The following is a 21,275-nucleotide window of genomic DNA, read 5'->3' as shown; positions in this document are numbered from 1 at the left end:
CGCCGTTCACCGCTTGCAACGCCAGACAACCGCCGTGCTCACCATGACCCGTACCGCCCAGGCCCTGGGCCTGACCCGCCAAACCGCCGTTTTCGGCGCCAGCACCGCCGCCATGGCGCTGGCCTCCTTTGCCATTGCCTCGCTTTTCCACCTGCCCAACGCCTTCTGGGCGCCCATGGCGGTGTGGATCGTGGCGCAGCCCTCCCGGGGGCTGCTGCTCGAGCGCGGCGTTTATCGCCTGCTGGGTACGCTTGCCGGCGCCGCGGTGGGGTTTGCGCTGCTGGCAGCCCCCCTGCCGCTGCCGCTGGCACTCGTCCTGCTTGCCGGCTGGGCCGGCGGCTGCGCGGCGATCACCCACCTTACCCGGGCCTCGTTCGGCTACGCAGCGCTCATGGCCGGCCTGACGGCAAGCGTGGTGCTGTTGCCAAGCCTCGCCGCCGGCAGCGGCAGCGCAGCTATTGCCATGGCGCGGGTGGTCTGCACGCTGATCGGCGTTGTCTGCGTGATGGCCATGGGCATGGTCCTGCTCCCCGCGCCGCCCCGGCGCGAGCTGCTCGACCGGGTCCGCGGCCTGGGCGGCGAGGCGCTCAGGCAGCTGGCCCGGGACGAGCCCCGGCCGGCAGACGATGAGCTGCTGCTGGCCCTGACTCGGCTTGAGCAGCAGCTGGCCTCCAGCCACGCCGGGCCGCTGCGGGGCTCCTCCGGGGCGCTGGTCAGCGGCGCCTTCGTTGCCGCCACGCTAAGCCTTTTGGCCATGGCCCGGATCACCGGCCGACGCCCGCTGCCGGCCACGCTCAAAGGCGCGCTGGAAAGCGCCGCTGATACCCTCGACAGGCCCGCCCGGCACGCAAGCGCCAGCGCGGCGCTCGAGCATGCCGCCGCTCAGGCCCTAACGTGCTCACCCCGGCTGGCGCGGCTGCTCGACCAGCTCGCCGATGCCGAAACCGCTGCCGCCGCCTGGCTCGAGAAGCACCCGTCGCGCCGCCCGCCCCGTATTACCCTGCCCACGCGCCGGGACACGCCTTCGGCGCTGATTGCCGGCGCTGCCGGCGGCGTGGTCACGCTGCTCGCCGGTCTGCTGGTGGCCTATTCGGGGTGGGACAACGCCTGGCTGCCGGCCATGGGGCTTTGCACCTTCACCATGGTGCTGTCGAGCATGGACGTACCCCAGGCGCTCGCCCCGCGCATGCTCCAGGGCATCATCGTCGGCGTCAGCCTGGCGGCGGCTTTTCGGCTGTGGCTGATGCCCCACGCCGAAGGGCTCGGGGATATCCTGCTGATGCTGGCCCCCTTTATGCTGTTCGGCGGCCTGGCCCGAGCCAGCAGTATCACCAAAGTGCCGGCGCTGGACGGCAACATGTGCTTCATGCTTGCCAGCCAGCCGTTTCTGCAGGCCTCCACCGCCCCGGGAAGCGTGCTTCAGGACGCCGGCTCGCTGATCGCCAGCATTGCTCTGGTGGCGCTGGCCTACCGGCTGCTGCCCCGGGACCCCGGGCGCCGCGCCGGCCACCTTGCGCGGCAGATGCTCCGCGATCTCGAGCGCCTGTGCGGCCGGCACAACAGCCCGCCCCCGGATGATGGCTGGTACGGGCGCATGTATCGCCGCCTGCTGCGCCTGATGATCCACGTGGGGCGGGCACAGGAATCCGGCAGCGCCGACCATGCCGGCACGCTGGGGGTTTTGAACCTGGCCGACGGCGTGATTGCGCTGCGCACGCTTTTACAAACCGCCACGCTCACCGAGGCCGAGCACCGCGCCGCCCGGCAGCTGCTGGAAGCGCTGCGCCGCCTCCGCCGGGCCCCTGACGACGTTGCCCGAGCGCTTGCCGACATGCCCCCGGACGCTAATAACCCCGCTCTGGCGGGCCTTGCTGCCCAGCTGCGCCATGCCTTTAATGACACCGCAGCCCTGCGCCGCCGGGCGCCAGCGCCTAGGGGCTAGGCGCTGGCGTATTCGGCTACCACGGCCTCCAGCGCGGCGTGATAGCCCTGGCTACCCAGCCCCGCGATCACGCCGTCGGCGCGCAACGAGACGTAAGAGTGCCGACGGAACGCCTCGCGCTTGTGCACGTTGGAAAGATGCACCTCGATCACCGTGCCGTTAAAGGCGTTGAGCGCGTCGAGTATCGCCACCGAGGTGTGGGTATAGGCCGCCGGGTTGATGATAATGGCGGCGGTACCGTCGGTGCGGGCCGCCTGAATGGCGTCAATCAACTCACCTTCGTGATTGCTTTGCCGGCAGACAATCGCCACGCCGCCCGCCTCGGCTCGGCGCTCAAGCGCCCGGTTCACATCAACCAGGGTCTCGCTGCCGTAAATTTCCGGCTGCCGGGTGCCCAGCAGATTGAGGTTGGGCCCGTGCAGCACCAGTACTTTCAAGGATTGCGCCACGCTTGGCATGTGCTCGTTTCCTCTGTTGATCGATGATGTCATTCGGGGTAGTCGCCCCCGGCAAGCCACTGCCCGACGCGCGCGGCGGCCAGCCAGCCGACGATGCTGGCCGCCACGTAGCCCGCGGCCAGGGCCGGCTGCTGGCGCTGCCAGAGCATCACCGCCTCAACGCTGAACAGCGAAAAGGTGGTAAAGCCGCCGCAAACGCCCACCGTCCAGAAGCCGTGCCAGCGGGCAAGGCGGCCGCAGGGGGAGTGTGCCGCCCGTGTCGAGTACCAGGCAATCAGCCCGGAGCCAGCCAGATTGGCCCCCAGCGTGCCTGCCCAAAAGGCCGGTCCCATTAGCGTGGCAGCCGCGATCGCCACCAGGTAGCGCAGCCCGGCGCCCAAGGCGCTGCCCAAAGCGACGGCCGAGTAAAACCGTAGTAGCATCATCCGCTACCCCCCACCGCCGTTAGCGCATAGCCAACCGCGGCAAGCGCCACGCCGCCGATAACGCTCAGCGCCATGTACGCCGCGGCCGCTCCCCGCCGCGGCTTTTGCCACAGGCCCAGCGTCTGCAGGGCAAGCGATGACACCGTGGACAGCCCGCCCAGCACCCCGGAGGCGGCAAACGCCCAGGCAAGGCCCAGCTCCCCACCATTAGCCACGGCGCCGGCAAAAGCCCCCAGCGCCAGCGCCGCCGCATAGTTGGCGCCAAGGGTGCCCCAGGGCAGAGCATTCCCCCAGCGCTGCGCGCCGGCCCTGGTGGCAAAGGCACGCAGCACGCCGCCCAGGGCGCCCCCCGCCATGACCGCGGCCAGGGCCGTGATGCTGAACATAGCGTCTCCTCAGGCCGTTCAAGCCCCAGGCCTGTCTTTTACCGACAGGTTATCCACAGGATAAAACAGCCGTTATATTTTGTTGATAACTTCGTGTACAAGCCGCCGGGGCCCGCGATGATGCCGGAATGGCGGTTTTTCAGCCAAGATAGCGCCGTGCCGATCAGATTTGTACAACCCGGCGGAAAAGCCGCTTACACGGGCTTTCCACGCAGGTTCACCTGCCGGGCGCGGCGTGCTGCCGTCTTGACAGCGGGCTTTTCAGCGGTTATTAGGCGCCCTATCGAGCAGGGGCAGCCTGTGGATAGTTCAGGGGACAACCTCTGCCCGCTTTGTGCACAAGGCGCTAAAACGGCGTTTCAACGCGCTTTTACAGCGCTCGGCTGGCACCCGCCGCACTGATCGGATAAATTGCACGGACGTTCGGTAAAAACGCTGGCACGGTGGCGCCGGATATTCGGCGCGTTTGGCGTGCCCGGCATTTCGAAACGATGCGTACGCGCATCCATCCGGCCATCATTGCGATAACACGCTGATAACCGCAATGACATCATTCCATGGCACCCACTCAATTACTATAACGCACTGAATAACAGGTGATGTATGGCAAAACTTGCTCACGCACAGTGGTCATCGCGCATGACCTTTGTGCTTGCGGCTGCGGGATCGGCCGTGGGCCTCGGGAACATTTGGCGCTTCTCTTACATGGTGGGGGAAAACGGCGGCGCGGCTTTTGTGCTGGTCTATCTGGCCTGCGTGGCGCTGGTCGGCCTGCCGATACTGGTCGCGGAATGGATGATCGGCCGCCGCGGGCAGAAAAACCCCATCGACACCATGGCCGACCAGGCGCGCCAGAACGGCCAGCCCAAAGCCTGGCTGGGAATCGGCATCAGCGGCGTGCTCGCCGCCTTTTTGATCCTCTCGTTTTACAGCGTGATCGGCGGCTGGTCGCTCAACTATACCCTGGGCTCGGTCATCGGCAGCTTCAGCGGCGGGGATTCCGATCAGATCGGCGCGCTGTTCAACGGCATGCTGGCAAGCCCCGGCACGCTTCTGCTGTGGCACACCGCCTTCATGGCGCTGGTCGTCGCCATCGTTGCCCGAGGCGTGACCAAGGGGCTTGAAAGCGCGGTGCGCTCGATGATGCCGGCGCTGGTGATCCTCATGCTGATACTGGCCGGCTACGGCATGACCACCGGCCACTTCGGCGAAGCCCTGGCGTTCATGTTCCGCCCGGAATGGAGCGCGCTGGACGGCGGCGTGGTACTGGCCGCCATGGGGCAGGCGTTTTTCACCCTGTCGCTGGGCATGGGCATCATGATGGCCTACGGCTCCTACCTGGGCAAAGACGTCAACCTGATCAGCACCGCACGCACGGTGATTATTCTCGATACCGTGATTGCGCTGCTCGCGGGGCTTGCCATCTTCCCCATCGTCTTTGCCAACGGGCTGAGCCCGGGCGAAGGGCCGGGGCTGATCTTTGTCACCCTGCCGCTGGCGTTCGGCAACATGGCCGGCGGCACCATCCTCGGTCTGATCTTCTTTTTGCTGCTGACCTTTGCCGCGCTGACCTCGGCGATCTCGCTTCTCGAGCCCACGGTGGAGATGCTCGAAGAGCGCACCGCTCTGAGCCGGGTACCCGCCACGCTGATCGGCGGCGTTGCCGTATGGCTTCTGGGCGTAGCCGCGCTGCTGTCGTTCAACGTCTGGTCCGAGGTTAGCCTGCTGGGCCTGAACATCTTCGACTTCCTCGATACGCTGACGGCGAAGTTCCTGCTGCCGCTGACCGGGCTTGGCTCCATTGTGTTCGCCGGCTGGTGCCTGAACCGCAAAAGCGTGGAGCAAGAGCTGGGGCTTTCCGCCACCGGCGTAACCGCCTGGAACGTCATCGCCCGGGTCATCGCCCCCATCGGCGTCGTGGTGGTGTTTGTCACCGGCCTGATGTAACCCGGCACTCGACCAGGGCGCTAGAGACCAAAGCCCCGGCCAGCTTAAGCTGGCCGGGGCTTTTTATGCGCGAACTTCCCCCTGAAACCTCTCCCGCCCCCTTGTTTGATCAGGAAATGCCTCTCGCTTTTAAAAGCATCGCGCTTTGTTATAACAATAACATATAAAAAATATGACGATTGATATCCCAAAACAATATCAATGTTTTTACAAAGGCCCGTCTGCCGGATGGTAGCTTAGAACAAACGTTAACCCCGCTGACCGTGTTCTATAAAAAATCGTTCTATGAAAATCGACCCGAGTAATTCCCCGCTATCGGCCGATCAGGCCAGCGGCCTGAACCGCCTGATGGAAACCCTGGCGCCTCACCAGTTCGACTGGCTGGCCGGCTTTATCGCCGGGCATCAGGCGGCTCAGGCCGGCGCGCCGAGCAGTGCCGCGGCTACCCAGAGCGCCGGCGAGGCGAGCCCGGAAGGCCCGTCGCTCACCGTGCTGTACGGCTCGCAAACCGGCAACGGCGAAGGCCTGGCCGAAACCCTGGGCGAGCAGGCCAACGCCCTGGGCATCGATGCCCGGGTGCTGGACATGGCCGACTACAAGCCGCGCCAGCTGAAAAGCGAATCCTTCGTCGCCGTCATCACCTCGACCCACGGCGAGGGCGAGCCGCCGGACAACGCCCTGGACCTTTACGAGTTTATCCACGGCCGCAAGGCGCCCTCGCTCAAGCACCTCAAGTACGGCGTGCTGGCGCTGGGCGACACCAGCTACGAGCACTACTGCCAGACCGGCAAGGACTTCGACGCCGCCTTTGCCAAGCTCGGCGCCACCGCGCTTGTCGAGCGCGCCGACTGCGACGTCGACTACGACGACGCGGCCGACGCCTGGATCGCCAACCTGCTCGAGCAGCTGCAGCACGAAGCCGGCGCCTCGGGCGTGCCCACCGCCACCAGCCTCGGTGCCGCCCCGGCGGCGGAGGCCACGACCTACACCCGCCGCTATCCGTTCATGGCCGAAGTGCTCGACAACCAGAACCTCAACGGCCGCGGCTCCAGCAAGGAGACCCGCCACGTCGAGTTCTCTCTGGAAGACTCGGGGCTTAGCTATCAGCCCGGGGATTCGCTGGGGCTCTACCCGCAGAACGACCCGGCGCTGGTCGCCGCGATCATCGAGTCGCTTAAGCTCGACCCCGACGCTGCGGTCACCGCCGGCGACATCGACACCACGCTTGCCGGGGCGCTCAAGCATCACCGCGAACTGACGCTTTTGACCCGCCCGGTGGTGGAAAAGTGGGCCGAGCTTTCCGGCAATAAGGCCCTCGCCGAGCGCCTGAGCGACAACAAGGCGCTCACCGAATGGCTCTACGGCCGCGACGTGCTCGATCTCATCGAAGGTTCGCCGGCCGCGGGCATCGACGCCCAGACGCTCATCGACACCCTGCGCAAGCTGCCGCCGCGGCTTTACTCCATCGCCTCAAGCCAGTCCGCGGTGGACGACGAGGTCCACCTGACCGTAGCCGCCGTGCGCTATGAAAACGGCGGCCGCCAGCGCGGCGGCGTGGCCTCTACCTGGCTCACCGACCGCCTCGCCGACGATACCGCCGTGCCGGTTTACATCGAGGCCAACAAGCACTTTCGCCTGCCCGAAGACGACGCCGCGCCGATGATTATGGTTGGCCCGGGCACCGGCATCGCGCCGTTTCGCGCCTTCATGCAGGAGCGCGAGGAGCGCGAAGCCGAAGGCAACAACTGGCTGTTGTTCGGCGACCGCCACTTCCACTCCGACTTTCTCTACCAGAGCGAGTGGCTGGCCTGGCGCCGCCAGGGCGTGGTTGACCGCATCGACGTGGCCTTCTCCCGGGACCAGGGGGAAAAGGTCTACGTCCAGCAGCGCCTGCGCGAAAACGCCGATGAGGTCTGGCGCTGGCTGGAGCGCGGCGCCCACCTCTACGTCTGCGGCGACGCCGAGCGCATGGCCCCCGACGTTCATCAGGCACTGCTTGACGTGATCATGGACGCCGGCGGCAAAAACCTCGAAGACGCCACCGACTACCTGCGGGAGCTAACCCGCCAGAAACGCTACCAGCGGGATATCTACTAATGAGCCATACGTTACCCGAAGCCGAAATCATCAAGCGCGAAAGCAACTACCTTCGCGGCACCATCGCCGAGGGGCTGGGCGACCTGGCCACCGGCGCGATTGCGGACAGCGACAACAAGCTGACCAAGTTCCACGGCACCTACCAGCAGGACGACCGCGACCTGCGCGACGAGCGCCGCCGCCAGCGCCTGGAGCCGCTGCACATGTTCATGGTGCGCCTGCGCCTGCCCGGCGGCGTGCTGAGCCCCGACCAGTGGCTGGGGCTGGATCAGATCGCCGACGACTGCGCCAACCACACCCTGCGCCTGACCACCCGCCAAACGTTCCAGTTTCACGGCGTGTTCAAGCACAGGATGCGGCCGCTGATGCAGGCGATCAGCGCGCTGGGGCTCGACACCAGGGGCGCCTGCGGCGACGTCAACCGTAACGTGGTGTCCAACGTCAACCCGCACCAGTCCCAGGTACACGCCGACATTCACCGCTACTCCGTCGCGATCAGCGAGCGGCTGAAATGGCGCTCCAACGCCTACGCCGAGATCTGGCTGGGCGAAGAGCGGGTGGAAGCCCGGGGCGAAGACCAGCCGGGTCAAGCAGAAAAGGCAGATGAAAAGGAAGAGGAGCCGTTCTACGGCCACTTTTACCTGCCGCGCAAGTTCAAGATTGCGCTGGCCGTACCGCCGGAAAACGACGCCGACGTGCTGTCCAACGACATCGCCCTGATTGCCATTGTCGAAGACGGCGAGCTCAAGGGCTTCAACGTCGGCGTGGGCGGCGGCATGGGCATGACCTACGGCAACGAAGCCACCCACCCGCGTCTGGCCGACGTCGCCGGCTACGTTCCCGCCGACCAGGTGGTCGACGCCTGCGAGGCCATCGCCGCCGTTCAGCGCGACCACGGCTGCCGCACCGAGCGCACCCACGCGCGCTTCAAGTACACCATCGCCGACCACGGCGTTGCGTGGTTCCTCGAGCGCTTTGCCGACTACCACGGCGCGCCCATGGAAGCCGTGCGCGACTACGTCTTCACCCACAACGGCGACCGCTTCGGCTGGGTCGAGGGCGAAAACGGCAACCAGCACCTGACCCTTGCCATCCAAAGCGGGCGCATCGCCGACTTTGACGACGGCTACCGGCTACGCACCGCCCTGCGCGAGATCGCCCGGGTGCACAGCGGCGAGTTTCGCATTACCTGCAACCAGAACCTGATCATCGCCAACGTCGCCCCGGAGCAAAAGGCCGAGATCCAGACGCTGGTCGACCACTACGGGCTGGACGACGGCAGCCGGAGCACGCCCCTGGCGCGCAACGCCATGTCCTGCGTGGCTTTTCCCACCTGCGCGCTGGCCATGGCCGAGTCCGAGCGCTACCTGCCGTCGCTGACGGCTAAGCTTGACGCGCTGATGGACACACACGGCCTTGCCGACACGCCGATCAACGTGCGCGTGACCGGCTGTCCCAACGGCTGCGCCCGGCCCTACCTCGCCGAAATCGGCCTCACTGGCAAGGCGCTGGGCAAATACAACCTCTTTCTCGGCGGCGACGCGCGCGGCGAACGCATGAACCGCCTCTACCGCGAAAACATCGACGAAGCCACTATCCTCGAGCTAATCGACCCCATGCTCGAGCGCTTTGCTGCCGAGCGTAACGACGGCGAAGGCTTTGGCGACTTTCTCATTCGCGTCGAACTCGTCGACGCCGGGCGCGACCCCGAGGTGTTCCACAGAGCCTACGCGGTCTAGCGCCACATCTACTCCGTCAACGAAAACGCCCCGCCGGTGAATCACCGACGGGGCGTTTTTATCTTGCTCAAGGATCGGGCTTAGCTACCCCGAGCCTTGTGATGGCACGGCGAACTTAAGCGATCTTCGCGGTAATGCTCGTTTCCTGGATGCCCAGGCGCTCGCGCACGGCGAGGGGCAGCAGGCGGCGCGAAGAGATGCGGTGGTGGGGCATCTCTACCACGGTTCTTTCGATGCCGTAGAGCTCGACGTACTCGCCATGGTTGTCAAACGCCTGACGATCCACATAGTCGATATAGGTCTCGGCTTCGGCGCCGTTGGCCAGGATCACTTCGTGACCTTCCGTTTCGATGTGGTAATAGGTCGAGGTCTCGGCCAGTTCGCTTTGCGGCACGTAGTCAATGGTATCGTTATTCACCAGCACCGCAGCGTTGATGACCAGGCCATCAATGATCATTCCGTGGTTGGCCGTCACAGTGAGATCACGGTTTGGCACGCCTTCGGCGAGGGCATCCTTCTGAATACGCACCGGCCGGTGGTTATCGGCAAGCAGGTTGGCGAGCGCCTTATTACGAACGGTCTGCCTGCCGACCCACTTGACCTTCACCGAGGCGCCGCTGTCGGTCAGGATCTCATCGCCGATGGACAGGTCCTCAACGGCGACCTCTCCTTGCGGCGTGGCAATCATGGTACCGGCCGCGAAACAGATAGAACTCTCTATGCCGTCTATTGCTGCCTCGACTTCAGAATCATTTCTGATATCCGGATAGTTATTGTCGAGATAGTTTTTGATTTTATCTACGGTTTCCTGAATTCTATAGTTTACATCGTCGCGCTCAGGCGTACCTAGTTCAGTATCCTTATGGGCATCGGGTATCATATCTTGTATTTCTCCCAATGTCTTTACCGTCTCGGGCTGCCCCTCCCCCTCGTCGAATTTTATTTCCAGGAAGTCATTCCACTCACCGTCGAGCTTTTCCTGATAATCATTAGGGTCTGTTGACGTTTCATGGCAGGGGTATTGGCAGGATAGGGGCAAGCTCACAGAATAAAGGTTCCTAAGCCAACAAACTGCAAGCCTGCCATGCCCCGACAAATGCTCACGGATGAACACTGGCCGAAGCTGAAATCTATCCTGCTTCAACAAGGTATTTATGACAAGACCGATCTGCGTACCACGGTGGAAGGCATCCTTTATCGGATGCGAACCGGCTGCCCGTGGCGGGACCTACCGGAGGCGTTTGGCCCCTGGAACACGGTCTACAAGCGCTTCAACGCTGAGGAATCCCCATGAAATGGGTAATAAAATCAGCATGATAGGATTGAAAAAGCCTGCATGAGTCATGCATGTTGTGAGTTACGACACACAACAACATGCGAAGGAGACCCATGCAGGCCCCTCGATTCTTGCATAACTTGCTGACGTCTTCACTCTCCGTGATCCATGCCAAGCGGCTACAGACCGTCCTCGATACCGTTGGCGCTCTGCTGGGCGAGCGACGTCTGGGATTAACGGCCATTGGCCGTGCGTTGCCGAGCTCGACGGATGCCAAGCACGCCATCAAACGAGTCGATCGACTATTAGGCAACCCTCACCTTCATCAGGAACGACCGCTGTTCTATTGGCTCATGGCCTCGCTGCTGATCGGCCATACAACGCGCCCACTGATTCTGGTGGACTGGTCGCCGATTGATGACCGCGGCAGGCATTTCCTGCTGCGTGCGGCGGTGCCCTTCGCCGGGCGATCGCTGCCCATCTTCGAGAAGGTTCATCACAAGGAAGGATGCCCATACTGTGAAGCCTATCTGCTGGATGCGCTGGCAAGGATCCTGCCCGACAAGGCCACGCCGATCCTGGTGACCGATGCCGGCTTTCGTAACCCGTGGTTTCGGGCCGTTGAAGCGCGCGGCTGGTATATCGTTGGACGGGTCCGTCAGCCCGCCCGTTACCAGGCGTCAGGCGAAGCATGGCAACCCGTGAAGACCCTGTTTCAACACGCGACATCGGAACCGCAGGCGTGGGGCTCCGTCCGGATCGCCGAAAACCATCCGTTCCGCGCTCAGATGGTGCTCTATTATCGACCGCCACGGGGACGTAAGCATCGCAATAAACAAGGCCGGATCTCTCGGGACGGCGGCAGCCGGACGATCGCCCGGCGTCAGCAGGAGCCCTGGGTGCTGGTCAGCAATCTGCCGGACCGCTCAACGCTGGCGAATAAAGTGGTAACGATCTACCGACAGCGCATGCAGATTGAGGAAGGGTTCCGCGATGTCAAAAGTCCCTTGTTCGGGCTGGGCTTCGGCATGCATCAGTCTCGCCAGGGCAAGCGCATCGAGGTCCTGCTGCTGATCGCCATGTTGGCGAACGTGGCCATGATGGTGGCCGGCCTGGATGTCCGAGCCCGGGGGCAACAGCGGCGCTATCAGAGCAACAGTATCCGGCACCGGAGCGTGCTTTCCGTGTGGCGCCTGGGCTTGGAATGTCTTCGTCGTCATCAACCCGACGCCGTGCCTTGGCCTGCTTGGACAACCCTCCGAGCACGACTTCGCGAGGAAGTCAGGGAGCAGAGCCTATGCGGCGAGTAGCAACATATTCGTGGGGATTCGTCAGGCTTCAACGCCTGGTCAGCGAGTGGAAAGCTGATGAGGATTTTCATCTCTCTGGTGGAAGATCCTGATGTCGAGTGGCTATTTATTGATGGTTCCTACGTCAAGGCTCACCAAGATAGCACTGGGGCTGCCACGGAAGATGCAGAAGCCATTGGCAAAAGTCGTGCAGGCAATACCAGCAAGATCCACTTGGCCGTGGATGCTTATGGGTTGCCGATCGCCTTCAGAATAACCGGGGGTGAAGTGCACGACAGCACGGAAGCCCAGGCATTGATTGACGGTTTGCCGGCAGGTGACGCGCTGGTGGCTGACAAAGGCTATGACAGTGAACGTATCCGTGAGCAGGTCGAAGCCAAAGGAATGGCTGCCGTCATTCCACGCAGGCGTAACTCGAAAAAAGGAAATGCCAATCTGGACAGAGGGTTATATCGCTACCGGCATCTGGTTGAGAATGCCTTTGCTCGATTGAAACCGTATCGCGCCATTGCGACGCGCTACGATAAGCTCAAACGAAATTACGAAAGCATGGTGGCCTTGGCATGCGGCTTTTTATGGCTACCAATGTGAAACGTCAACAGGCCCTAGGCTTATAGTCTGCCATAATCATGCACCTTTTGCTTATAGTCAGCTAAATTAGTTTTTTGATCGTACTACAAGATATCAGCAAATAACCCGAATGCCCAGCGTAGCAGGCTGGGAGCGACCCGGCCGGCCAACGAAAAACGCCCCGCCGGTGAGTTACCGGCGAGGCGTTTATTATCTCACTCAAGGCTCGAGGCGGATTAGCCCCGGGCCTTGTGATGGTACGGCAAGCTTAGGCGATCTTCGCGGTAATGCTCGTTTCCTGGATGCCCAGATTCGCGCGCACGGCGAGGGGCAGCAGGCGGCGCGAAGAGATGCGGTGGTGGGGCATCTCTACCACGGTCCTTTCGATGCCGTAGAGCTCGACATACTCGCCATGGTTGTCAAACGCCTGACGATCCACATAGTCGATATAGGTCTCGGCTTCGGCGCCGTTGGCCAGGATCACTTCGTGACCTTCCGTTTCGATGTGGTAATAGCTCGAAGATTCGGCCAGTTCGCTCAGCGGCACGTAGTCAATGGTATCGTTATTCACCAGTACCGAGGCGTTGATCACCAGGCCGTCAATGACGATCCCGTGGCTGGACGTGACGGTAAGATCGCAGTTCGGCACGCCTGCAGCCAGGGCATCCTTCTGAATACGCACCGGCCGGGTCGTATCGGCGAGCAGGTTGGCGAGCGCACCATTGTGGACGGTCTGCCTGCCGATCCACTTGACCTTAACCGAGGCGCCGCTGGCGGTCAGAATCTCATCGCCGATGGACAGATCCTCAACGGCGACCTCTCCTTGCGGCGTGGCAATCAGGGTGCCGGCTGCGAAACAGATCAAATCCTGTACACACTGCATTTCCGTTTTGACATCGGCATCATCCAAAACGTCTCCATGACCATTGTCCTGGAGATCCTGTTTAATTTGGTCTAGCTTCTCTCCTGTTACTGCATTGATGTCTTCAAGATTCGCCTCGTTGCCACCGGCATCCTTTTGGGCATCCTTGACCTCTTTACACATTTCTGTAAGTGCTTACGCATAATTAATCGTGTGTTCCGTCCCGTAACCTTTGAGCAGTCGATGGACTTCATCGCAGAGCCGATCAAATGATAGATAGGCACTGAGGGGCAGCCAGTGGTATTTGACCTGCCGCCAAAGGATCTCGATTAAGTTCAGCTCTGGCGAGTAAGCGGATAGGTAAACCAGATGCACGCGATGCGACATCCATTCCAGAATCTTGCGCTTAAACGCTTTGGAGCGATGCATACTGGCATTGTCCAGCACGACGACGGCGAAGGCCTCGGGGTCTTTCTGAGCCACAAATTGATCAAACGCCTCGATGACGGTCTCCGTGGTGACCGACTTGGTGGTCGTATGGTAGACCAGCTTCCCTTTTCGGCTCACAAAGCCCAGCACGTTCAGCCTATGGCTATGTGAGTACGCCGTCACTTCCCATGGCTTGCCGACGGAGCTCCATGCATAAGGTATCGATGACGACTGGGAAAAGCCGGATTCATCGAAGTAGTAAAGCTCGTGTTCGCCTCGATCCTCTTGCTCTTGGAGCACTTTCAGAAGGCCCTGGGTATTGCGAAAATCCGTCTCATCGCGTCGGCCCTTTAGGGTCTGTTGACGTTTCATGGCAGGGGTATTGGCAGGATAGGGGCAAGCTCGCAGAATAAAGGTTCCTACGCCAACAAACTGCAAGCCTGCCATGCCCCGACAAATGCTCACGGATGAACACTGGTCGAAGCTGAAACTTATCCTGCTTCAACAAGGTATTTATGACAAGGCCGACTTGCGTACCACGGTGGAAGGCATCCTTTATCGGATGCGCACTGGCTGCCCGTGGCGAGACCTACCAGAGGTGTTTGGCCTTTGGAACACGGTCTACAAGCGTTTCAACGCCTGGTCAGCGAGTGGAAAGCTGATGAGGATTTTCAGCTCTCTGGTGGAAGATCCTGATGTTGAGTGGCTGTTCATTGATGGCTCCTACGTCAAGGCTCACCAAGACAGCACTGGAGCTGCCACGGAAGACGCAGAAGCCATTGGCAAAAGTCGTGCAGGCAATACCAGCAAGATCCACTTGGCCGTGGATGCTTATGGGTTGCCGATCGCCTTCAGAATAACCGGGGGTGAAGTGCACGACAGCACGGAAGCCCAGGCATTGATTGACGGTTTGCCGGCAGGTGACGCGCTGGTGGCTGACAAAGGCTATGACAGTGAACGTATCCGTGAGCAGGTCGAAGCCAAAGGAATGGCTGCCGTCATTCCACGCAGGCGTAACTCGAAAAAAGGAAATGCCAATCTGGACAGAGGGTTATATCGCTACCGGCATCTGGTTGAGAATGCCTTTGCTCGATTGAAACCGTATCGCGCCATTGCGACGCGCTACGATAAGCTCAAACGAAATTACGAAAGCATGGTGGCCTTGGCATGCGGCTTTTTATGGCTACCAATGTGAAACGTCAACAGGCCCTAGTGAGTGCCGAATGCGCTTGAAGCTATTTTGATTTTTTTTTTCAATGCCCGGCGCAAGGTGTCCGTGCTGAAGGTTTTTCCTGTTTCCTCCTGAAGCCTAGCCTGCAGGGTGCGTAGCTGATGAGGATGCTCCTCCACCAAGGTCTGTAGCCGCTCTCGATCGCTGTCATCAAGAATTGGGGTGCGGCCACTACGGGGCTTATCAACGAGCTCTTCGAGACCGGAGGCTTCCCACTTCTTGAACCAGATCGTCAAGGTATTTCTTCCGACCACTAAAATGTCGCCGATCTGGGCGATGGTGTAGCCTTGGTCGCTCAAGAGGATCGCATGAGCGCGACGGCGCGAGGCGCGTTTCTGCCCGTACTGATGGACATGGGTCAACGCCTGTCGGTCGGTTTCTGTCAGAGGAGAGATGAAGCGCCTTACCATGCTGCCGTCCTAAGCTGATATTATACCGACATTATGCATGAATATATTTGCCTAGGCACTTAAATGTATCTTTGGTACCTTTTACGGGCTCCTTGCCTTCTTGGATAACTTTTTCCTGAAAGTTATCATATATCTTGTTCATTTCTTCCCGTAGATCGCCCGGCTTGTAGTCTGCCATAGTTATGCGCCTTTTTTAGATTAAGCTAAAATTTGTTTTCCCCTCGTAACATAAGGTAGCGGATAGTAACCCGAATTTCCAGCGCCGCAGCCAATTTATTTTCATTTTTTATGGCAGCCGGAGCGGCCCGGGCTTTTCAGGCGAGCGCCGGGCAGCGATGGCGCCAGGGCCGGCCCGACCGGCAAGGCGCCCGGCAAAGGGTTTACCCGGAAAAGAGCTCAGTGCAGGCTGCCTTCCCGCGGGTCGGTGAGTTCGGCAATCTGCCGGGTGAGCGACTGGATTTCGCGGTGCACCTCGATGCCGCGCCGGGCGCGCAGGTGGCGCCTGGCGGAGTGGCGGCGGCGGGTTTCGTGGGCATCTACCTCCATGTCCATGAAAATGTCGAGAAGCTGAGCTCTGACCGAAGTGACACGTTCGACGTTACGCATGATCGACGTTCCTCCCGAAACTTCCTTTATGACGTTTTCCTTTATGAAAACTCCACGATGACTATAGCCCAAATGGCGATACGTGGCCCCGCCTACCGCGCCAAACGTGCGATAATTCCCCAACATGCGACCCGCCGCCCGTAAACGCCGGCACCCTCTGCCACTGCAGCCTTCGCGGCTGCCACAACCCGGGAGCCCGCCGTGAGCCGTGCCCTGTTTGATGAAATGAGACACCGCATGGAGCACCTGCGCCGCTCCGAACAGAAAGTGGCCCGCTTTGTGCTGAGAAACTCCGAAGAAGTCATCCACATGCGCATCGTCGACCTGGCCACCGAGGCCAAGGTCAGCGAGCCCACCGTGGTGCGCTTTTGCCGAGCGCTGGGCTGCGGCGGCTTCCAGGACTTCAAGCTCAAGCTGGCGCAGATGCTGGCCACGGGCAGCCAGTTCGCCCAATTTTCGATGAATGACAGCGACTCCGTGGCCGAGTTTTCCCACAGTATCTTCGACTCCACCGTGGGCACGCTGCTCTCGGTACGCGACCGCATCGACAACCAGGCGCTGGGCCAAGCGGTCAACGCCCTGGCCAGCGCCAACCGAGTGGAGTTTTACGGCTTTGGCGCCTCCGGCGCGGTAGCCGTGGATGCCCAGCACAAGTTCTTCCGCCTGCAGATATCCACCTCGGCCTACTCCGACCCGCACATGCAGAACATGTCGGCGGTCACGCTCAAGGAAGGCGACGTGGTGGTGGCCATCTCCCAGACCGGGCGTACCCGGGCGCTGGTGGCAAGCGTACGCCTGGCCCGGGAAGCCGGCGCCACGGTCATCGGCCTGTGCCCCAGCGGCTCACCGCTGGCCGCAGAGGTGACCCTGGCGCTTTACGTCGACGTGTTCGAAGATACCGAAATCTACACCCCCATGAGCTCGCGGATTGCGCACCTGGTGCTGGTCGACGTGCTCGCCGTGGGGGTGGCCAAGACCCGCGGCCCCAAACTTGCCGAACAGCTCAGGGAAGTGAAAAAAAGCCTCGGCCCGCTGCGCTTTCCCGAAGACGACGCCACGCCCTAATGAAGCAAGGAGGAATACCATGTGCTTTGCCAATTCGCTGACGCGTCTCGCCCGCATTCGGCACCCTATCGTTCAGGCACCGATGGTTGGCGTCTCGACGCCGGCGCTTGCCGCAGCCGTCTCCAACGCCGGGGCGCTGGGCTCCATCGGCATCGGGGCAAGCTCAGCCGAACAGGCGCGGGAGATGATCGCCGCGACCCGGGCGCTGACGGAAAAGCCGTTTAATGTCAATGTCTTCTGCCACCGCGAAGCGACACATGATTCAGCCCGTGAGGCTCAATGGATCCGCTACCTGAAGCCCTTTTTCGAAGAGTTCAAGGCGCCAGCCCCCTCCCGGCTCACCGCCGCCTACCCAAGCTTTAACGACAACCGCCCGGCTTTGGACATGCTGCTGGAAGAAAAGCCGGCGGTCGTCAGCTTTCACTTCGGCTTGCCGCCTGCGGAATGGATTCAAGCGCTTCAACAAGCGGGCATCGTCACCTTCGGCTGCGCCACCACGCCGGAAGAGGCGCGCATGGTGGAGGCCGCGGGCGTCGATGCCGTAGTGGCCCAGGGCGCCGAAGCCGGCGGGCACCGCGGTGTCTTCGCCCCCGAGCAGGGCGACCGGCAAATAGGCAGCCTAGCGCTTACTCGTCTGATCAGCGCCGCAAGCGGCATACCGGTGATTGCCGCCGGCGGCATCATGGATGGCCAGGGCATCGAAGCGGCATTGAACCTGGGCGCCGCCGGGGCTCAGCTGGGCACGGCCTTTATCCTGAGCCCCGAGTCCGCAGCCGGTACGGCCCACCGCCGGGCGCTAAAAAGCGAGCGCAGCCACCATACGCAAATCACCAGCGTCATCTCAGGTCGCCCCGCCCGGGGCCTGGTGAACCGCATGCACACAGACGTTGACCGGCCTGACGCCCCGGCCCTGCCCGACTACCCAATTGCCTACGCCGCGGGAAAAGCGCTGGCCGCCGCCGCCACGGCCGGCAACAGCACGGAGTTTTCCGCCTACTGGGCAGGCCAAGGCGCACCGCTGGCCCGCGAAATGCCGGCGGGCGAGCTGATCGAAAGCCTGGTGCAGAACTGCCGGTTTTTATCCCTGGCGCGATAGCGGCGTTTCACGGGAGGCTCTGGCCAGCGCATTGCGGGGTGAAGCACAAGGGGACGCCAGCGAACGTGTCGAGGATCATATTCCTGGACGTGGTCATTCGGTGACACCCTCTACCGTGCGATAGCCTTGCCGGCTATGGTTCGGAACGTTGGGATAGCGAAGTTGCAACTTGCCCGCCTTAACCAGGGGAGCAATGTGGCGCTCACCCGTATTTTTGGGCGAGCGCTGGAGCAGTTCAGACAGCTGGGCAAGGGTAAGGAATCGGCCTCGGCAGAGTCGAAGTAACGTGATCTGCATCGTCTCTGGTGGGGCGCGCCTGGTTTCTGCAACCGGGGCCGCTATCTGCTGTAGCTCTTGCCAGGCCTGAATGTCTTCAGCGATATCGCTATGCGGGAAGCTCTCCTCATTGCGGGGGGAGCTAGCATCCTTTTGAGGTATACCAGCCTCCATCTTCAAGTCGGCTGGAATCTCCAGGGGGAGCGTGTAATAGGCCCCCCGACGACGGCCGTGGGGCACCAGCATGCCTTTCTCTACCAAGCCACTGAGCATTTGAGTGATATCGACTCGATGCAGGGTGAGCATCTCCTGCAAGCGGCGGTTGGTGACCTGCTGTTCCAGGACAGCGATGATCAGCGTCTGGGCTTCATCAGCAGAGAGCTCCTGAAAGGCCTCACCAAAACACTGCTGCAGCCTTTTCATCACATCTTCGGGCATCACGCTGATCAGCGGCAGCGTCAGCATGACCCGATCCGGGCGGAAACGCTCACCAAGGCTGGGCGGTTGCCAAAGGTGTGCATGCCAGCTGCGCCGAATCTTGTCGAGGCCGGAACCCGCCTTATCGCCTACGCCCAGCAGCTGAAACATCAGCTGCAATGACTTGTTGCGGCACTCACTGACACCGCCTTCCATCAGCTGCTCCTGCGAAAGCAATAGCGTACCGGGGTTGGAGAACTCGAAACGGTTCTTGAAGCGATCCACCACAATGCCGCCCTGACCGTGATGCTCGGCATGGATCAAGGCATTGACTAGCGCCTCCTTCAACGCCTCATGGGCATCGCTTTCACCACGGCGATCGGCGCTGAAAGGCACCTTGAGTGCCGGGTCGTGTGCAAGCTTCTGGGCAACACGCAGATAAAACTGAAACAGATTGGCTTCCCAGGTGCCGTCGATGGTAAGCCGATCGCTCCAGCGAGTGTTCTCCTCTTCAGCCAGGCGCTCACGATAGTCAAGCTGGAAGCCTGGTAAGGCTGCGACATCCTGAATGGCTTCGACTTTGCCAAACATCAGCAAGCCCGAAAGGGTAAGACCCTCATCTCCGCTGCGCCGATCCTTGCGCCATCCACCCAGCTTGGCCAGCAAGCCCAGATCATCCTCGGTAAGCCAAGGGTGATCGGGCACCCGCGAGGCCACCCGATTGCGGTACTGTTTGAGCGAGGCGGAATCAAGATCATCGAAGTCAAAGTACTCGAGGATGCGGCTATCGGCCGGTTGCTGCTCGAGCCGGTCGGCGAACATTCGCTGCACTTCGGCCTCATTACAGCGGAAGTCCCCCTCGTGGTTACGCCGATAGGTGCCCTTGAAAGGGTCAACGCCAATATAGACCGGCCGCTCGCTGCGCGTGGCCCGAGGCACCTCGACGATAAGGATAGCGCTGCCCTCAAAAGACTCGACGCTGACATGGCGCTCCTGGAGGATGTTGGCGCTGATCTTCTGAGAGTTATTGAGCGTCATCCAAAAGTCACGCTGCAGCTTATCCACATCCGCCCCGGAAAGACCGGCTGTGGATGGCCCCTCATTACCCTCCTTCACTCCCAGATAGAGAGTTCCGCCTGCGGTATTGGCGAAAGCACTGTAGGTTTCCCAAAGGCTTTTATGGACGACGTGACGGCGATTCTCGGCTCGCTGCTGGCCGCGGAGGTGGCCCTCGCGCTTTACGACGTGTTCGAAGACACCGAAATCCACACTCCCATGAGCTCGCGGATTGCGCACTTGGTGCTGGACAACGTCCTCGCCGTGGGGTGGCCAAGACCCACGGCCCCAAAATTGCCGAACAGCTCAAGGAAGTGAACAAAAGCCTGGGGCCGCTACGCTTTCCCGAAGACGGCGAAGCGGTCTAGGTGTTTAGTCTCACGGCATAGTCGTTTATAGTATAAGACCTTGGCCCGGGAGGGTTTGGCGTTTTCATCAGCCTGCCAAGGCTATAATAAACAGCGCTATCATCCTTAAGGCTGAATTGTATATTCTGTATGGCCCAGCAGTGATCAAGCGCGCTGCAAGCCGACCTGCTTATCAGGTCTTTATCATACCGCCTCCTACTATTTGCGGCCCCTCACGCTGACGTCGCACAGGTGGCACTCGGAAATTGTATGAAGGATGACAGCGGCACTATAGACGTCTAGAGTCTTGTTCCCGCGCGCGCAGTAGATGCCAATACATTGCCCGCAAGCTTGATCATGTATCTGGAGTTAGGATGATACGTTTGTCTATCATGGCGCTGCTTTGCGCTGCACTGGCTGGCTGCAACGCTGCCACTATGGCGACAAAAAAGCCAACGATTCGTGTTCAACAGCCGGAGGGAGCGCAGCTCTCCAGTCAAAGCGAGCTGATTGAGCAGGAGCATGCCGATCGTATCCACCGCATTCGCCGTCTCGCGGACAAATGTGACGTCCCGGCGCCCAGCATTGACCAGCAGCTGCTACTGCCTAAAACACTGTTCGATACGGACCGTGATCTACCGGTCATTCGCGTAGCATGGGGTGATCGGGCTTTCTTTGACACCGACGAAGCCACACCATTGGCCTCTTCCGAGCCGATACTCTGTGTCCTGGCTGGCGTGCTTGAAGGCGACCTCCCTGATACCCATCTGGCGGTGGTAGGCCACACCGATGCACGCGGCAGCAAGGCTTATAACGAGGAACTAAGCCTGGCCCGCGCTCGGAACGTAACGCAGCGGCTGGTAGAACGGGGAGTACGACCGCAGCAGGCTGATTATATCGGTATGGGAAAACTACAGCCTGTAGCGCCTAACAACACGCCGGAAGGCATGGCCAAAAATCGCCGTGTAGAATTTTTCCTGGGGGCCTACCCCGAGATTACGCTGGAAGCGGTGAGTCGGGTGCCGGTCAATGAAGAGCACCGAGAGTTGGCCGAGACCCATTCACGAGAGCGCCAACCAGCAAGCGTGGGTAAAAAACGTTCTGTGCAAGTACACACACCGGCATCGCGCGATACTGATACCGTCGACCAGTCTCGCAAGACTAACGTAGAGAGCGCGCAGCGTCAGCCTGACGCCGGCGAAGCCAAGTCGCGGGAAATAACGGTCGGCGGTCGCCAGCGTAGCCTGGACCTTCCTGCCGTTGTGCATCGCGAGCCGGCTATTGGCAGCCGGCGCAGCGGTTTTTAACTTATTTAGCCACTGATATTAGT

At 61.3% G+C, this 21,275-nt stretch carries 17 protein-coding genes and 5 pseudogenes; 12 read left to right on the top strand and 10 right to left on the bottom strand.

What is annotated here, in order from left to right:
• Positions 1 to 43 precede the first annotated feature (43 nt).
• Positions 44 to 1,942 (top strand): FUSC family protein, encoded by a 1,899-nt coding sequence (locus ACZ46Y_RS00825; RefSeq protein WP_311957303.1) that lies wholly within the window; start codon positions 44 to 46, stop codon positions 1,940 to 1,942.
• Here ACZ46Y_RS00825 and aroQ read toward each other — a convergent pair.
• The 3 genes from aroQ to ACZ46Y_RS00810 are packed head-to-tail and all read right to left on the bottom strand — an operon-like array spanning position 1,939 to position 3,211.
• Positions 1,939 to 2,391 (bottom strand): type II 3-dehydroquinate dehydratase, encoded by a 453-nt coding sequence (gene aroQ / locus ACZ46Y_RS00820; protein ID WP_311957302.1) that lies wholly within the window; start codon positions 2,389 to 2,391, stop codon positions 1,939 to 1,941. The two genes, ACZ46Y_RS00825 and aroQ, sit on opposite strands and share 4 nt — an antisense overlap.
• Before the next feature lie 38 nt (positions 2,392 to 2,429).
• Positions 2,430 to 2,825 (bottom strand): fluoride efflux transporter FluC, encoded by a 396-nt coding sequence (locus ACZ46Y_RS00815; protein ID WP_311957301.1) that lies wholly within the window; start codon positions 2,823 to 2,825, stop codon positions 2,430 to 2,432.
• Entirely contained in the window at positions 2,822 to 3,211 is a 390-nt protein-coding gene (locus tag ACZ46Y_RS00810; protein ID WP_311957299.1) for a fluoride efflux transporter FluC, read from the bottom strand. Before ACZ46Y_RS00810 ends, ACZ46Y_RS00815 begins: the two co-directional genes overlap by 4 nt.
• 603 nt (positions 3,212 to 3,814) lie before the next feature.
• Here ACZ46Y_RS00810 and ACZ46Y_RS00805 point away from each other — a divergent pair.
• From ACZ46Y_RS00805 to ACZ46Y_RS00795, 3 genes are all read left to right on the top strand, one after another.
• A complete protein-coding gene (locus ACZ46Y_RS00805) occupies positions 3,815 to 5,158 on the top strand; it encodes a sodium-dependent transporter (RefSeq protein WP_311957297.1) in 1,344 nt (447 codons plus the stop codon).
• Between the two features lie 285 nt (positions 5,159 to 5,443).
• Complete coding sequence (locus ACZ46Y_RS00800; protein WP_311957295.1) at positions 5,444 to 7,255, top strand: assimilatory sulfite reductase (NADPH) flavoprotein subunit; 1,812 nt, start codon at positions 5,444 to 5,446, stop codon at positions 7,253 to 7,255.
• Positions 7,255 to 8,994, top strand: a complete 1,740-nt coding sequence (locus ACZ46Y_RS00795) for an NADPH-dependent assimilatory sulfite reductase hemoprotein subunit (protein ID WP_311957294.1) — start codon at positions 7,255 to 7,257, stop codon at positions 8,992 to 8,994. Before ACZ46Y_RS00800 ends, ACZ46Y_RS00795 begins: the two co-directional genes overlap by 1 nt.
• A 115-nt stretch (positions 8,995 to 9,109) precedes the next feature.
• Here the strand turns inward: ACZ46Y_RS00795 and ACZ46Y_RS00790 are convergent, their stop codons facing one another.
• Positions 9,110 to 10,039 carry a Hint domain-containing protein gene (locus tag ACZ46Y_RS00790; RefSeq protein WP_311957293.1) on the bottom strand — a complete coding sequence of 310 codons (930 nt, stop codon included), beginning with the start codon at positions 10,037 to 10,039 and terminating at the stop codon, positions 9,110 to 9,112.
• Positions 10,040 to 10,078: 39 nt separating this feature from the next.
• Here ACZ46Y_RS00790 and ACZ46Y_RS00785 point away from each other — a divergent pair.
• The 3 genes and pseudogenes from ACZ46Y_RS00785 to ACZ46Y_RS00775 form a co-directional block, all read left to right on the top strand.
• A pseudogene (locus tag ACZ46Y_RS00785) lies at positions 10,079 to 10,270 on the top strand (transposase); the annotation flags it as partial.
• Positions 10,271 to 10,383: 113 nt separating this feature from the next.
• On the top strand, positions 10,384 to 11,580 hold the full coding sequence (locus ACZ46Y_RS00780; protein WP_311882096.1) for an IS4 family transposase: 1,197 nt from the start codon (positions 10,384 to 10,386) through the stop codon (positions 11,578 to 11,580).
• A 27-nt stretch (positions 11,581 to 11,607) separates the two neighbouring features.
• Positions 11,608 to 12,171 (top strand): annotated as a pseudogene (locus ACZ46Y_RS00775) (IS5 family transposase); the annotation flags it as partial.
• A 247-nt stretch (positions 12,172 to 12,418) separates the two neighbouring features.
• Here ACZ46Y_RS00775 and ACZ46Y_RS00770 read toward each other — a convergent pair.
• Together ACZ46Y_RS00770 and ACZ46Y_RS00765 are read right to left on the bottom strand one after the other, a co-directional pair.
• A complete protein-coding gene (locus ACZ46Y_RS00770; RefSeq protein ID WP_311957750.1) occupies positions 12,419 to 13,195 on the bottom strand; it encodes a Hint domain-containing protein in 777 nt (258 codons plus the stop codon).
• Between the two features lie 12 nt (positions 13,196 to 13,207).
• Positions 13,208 to 13,864 (bottom strand): annotated as a pseudogene (locus ACZ46Y_RS00765) (IS630 family transposase); the annotation flags it as partial.
• A 22-nt stretch (positions 13,865 to 13,886) separates the two neighbouring features.
• Here ACZ46Y_RS00765 and ACZ46Y_RS00760 point away from each other — a divergent pair.
• A complete protein-coding gene (locus ACZ46Y_RS00760) occupies positions 13,887 to 14,636 on the top strand; it encodes an IS5 family transposase (protein ID WP_464380033.1) in 750 nt (249 codons plus the stop codon).
• Between the two features lie 15 nt (positions 14,637 to 14,651).
• Here ACZ46Y_RS00760 and ACZ46Y_RS00755 read toward each other — a convergent pair.
• The 3 genes and pseudogenes from ACZ46Y_RS00755 to ACZ46Y_RS00745 form a co-directional block, all read right to left on the bottom strand.
• Positions 14,652 to 15,082 (bottom strand): annotated as a pseudogene (locus ACZ46Y_RS00755) (helix-turn-helix domain-containing protein); the annotation flags it as partial.
• A gap of 31 nt (positions 15,083 to 15,113) precedes the next feature.
• A complete protein-coding gene (locus ACZ46Y_RS00750; protein ID WP_311956238.1) occupies positions 15,114 to 15,260 on the bottom strand; it encodes a hypothetical protein in 147 nt (48 codons plus the stop codon).
• A gap of 218 nt (positions 15,261 to 15,478) precedes the next feature.
• A complete protein-coding gene (locus ACZ46Y_RS00745; protein WP_311956237.1) occupies positions 15,479 to 15,688 on the bottom strand; it encodes a PA3496 family putative envelope integrity protein in 210 nt (69 codons plus the stop codon).
• 201 nt (positions 15,689 to 15,889) lie between these two features.
• On the opposite strand from ACZ46Y_RS00745, the gene hexR reads away from it, so the two are divergent.
• Together hexR and ACZ46Y_RS00735 are read left to right on the top strand one after the other, a co-directional pair.
• Complete coding sequence (gene hexR, locus ACZ46Y_RS00740) at positions 15,890 to 16,753, top strand: transcriptional regulator HexR (RefSeq protein WP_311956236.1); 864 nt, start codon at positions 15,890 to 15,892, stop codon at positions 16,751 to 16,753.
• Between the two features lie 19 nt (positions 16,754 to 16,772).
• Complete coding sequence (locus ACZ46Y_RS00735) at positions 16,773 to 17,849, top strand: NAD(P)H-dependent flavin oxidoreductase (protein WP_464380059.1); 1,077 nt, start codon at positions 16,773 to 16,775, stop codon at positions 17,847 to 17,849.
• Positions 17,850 to 17,942: 93 nt separating this feature from the next.
• Here ACZ46Y_RS00735 and ACZ46Y_RS00730 read toward each other — a convergent pair whose 3' ends face one another.
• Positions 17,943 to 19,658 (bottom strand): ATP-binding protein, encoded by a 1,716-nt coding sequence (locus tag ACZ46Y_RS00730; RefSeq protein WP_464380058.1) that lies wholly within the window; start codon positions 19,656 to 19,658, stop codon positions 17,943 to 17,945.
• 90 nt (positions 19,659 to 19,748) lie between these two features.
• Here ACZ46Y_RS00730 and ACZ46Y_RS00725 point away from each other — a divergent pair.
• Both ACZ46Y_RS00725 and ACZ46Y_RS00720 read left to right on the top strand, forming a co-directional pair.
• Positions 19,749 to 19,966, top strand: a pseudogene (locus ACZ46Y_RS00725) (transcriptional regulator); the annotation flags it as partial.
• Between the two features lie 353 nt (positions 19,967 to 20,319).
• Positions 20,320 to 21,252 (top strand): OmpA family protein, encoded by a 933-nt coding sequence (locus ACZ46Y_RS00720; RefSeq protein ID WP_311956234.1) that lies wholly within the window; start codon positions 20,320 to 20,322, stop codon positions 21,250 to 21,252.
• Positions 21,253 to 21,275: the final 23 nt, after the last annotated feature.

This window comes from Halomonas garicola (assembly GCF_055382465.1).
The sequence above is the reverse complement of the archived record's forward strand: the minus strand, read 5'-3'. Positions and strand labels throughout refer to the sequence as shown.

Bases quoted from the DNA above. Each gene is read 5' to 3' on its own strand.
- ACZ46Y_RS00810 (WP_311957299.1), bottom strand. From the start codon at position 3,211: ATGTTCAGCATCACGGCCCTGGCCGCGGTCATGGCGGGGGGCGCCCTG.
- ACZ46Y_RS00770 (WP_311957750.1), bottom strand. From the start codon at position 13,195: ATGTGTAAAGAGGTCAAGGATGCCCAAAAGGATGCCGGTGGCAACGAG.
- ACZ46Y_RS00760 (WP_464380033.1), top strand. From the start codon at position 13,887: ATGCCCCGACAAATGCTCACGGATGAACACTGGTCGAAGCTGAAACTT.
- ACZ46Y_RS00745 (WP_311956237.1), bottom strand. From the start codon at position 15,688: ATGCGTAACGTCGAACGTGTCACTTCGGTCAGAGCTCAGCTTCTCGAC.
- ACZ46Y_RS00825 (WP_311957303.1), top strand. From the start codon at position 44: ATGACCCGTACCGCCCAGGCCCTGGGCCTGACCCGCCAAACCGCCGTT.
- ACZ46Y_RS00735 (WP_464380059.1), top strand. From the start codon at position 16,773: ATGTGCTTTGCCAATTCGCTGACGCGTCTCGCCCGCATTCGGCACCCT.
- ACZ46Y_RS00780 (WP_311882096.1), top strand. From the start codon at position 10,384: ATGCAGGCCCCTCGATTCTTGCATAACTTGCTGACGTCTTCACTCTCC.
- ACZ46Y_RS00750 (WP_311956238.1), bottom strand. From the start codon at position 15,260: ATGGCAGACTACAAGCCGGGCGATCTACGGGAAGAAATGAACAAGATA.
- ACZ46Y_RS00805 (WP_311957297.1), top strand. From the start codon at position 3,815: ATGGCAAAACTTGCTCACGCACAGTGGTCATCGCGCATGACCTTTGTG.
- ACZ46Y_RS00800 (WP_311957295.1), top strand. From the start codon at position 5,444: ATGAAAATCGACCCGAGTAATTCCCCGCTATCGGCCGATCAGGCCAGC.
- ACZ46Y_RS00795 (WP_311957294.1), top strand. From the start codon at position 7,255: ATGAGCCATACGTTACCCGAAGCCGAAATCATCAAGCGCGAAAGCAAC.
- ACZ46Y_RS00815 (WP_311957301.1), bottom strand. From the start codon at position 2,825: ATGATGCTACTACGGTTTTACTCGGCCGTCGCTTTGGGCAGCGCCTTG.
- ACZ46Y_RS00720 (WP_311956234.1), top strand. From the start codon at position 20,320: ATGATACGTTTGTCTATCATGGCGCTGCTTTGCGCTGCACTGGCTGGC.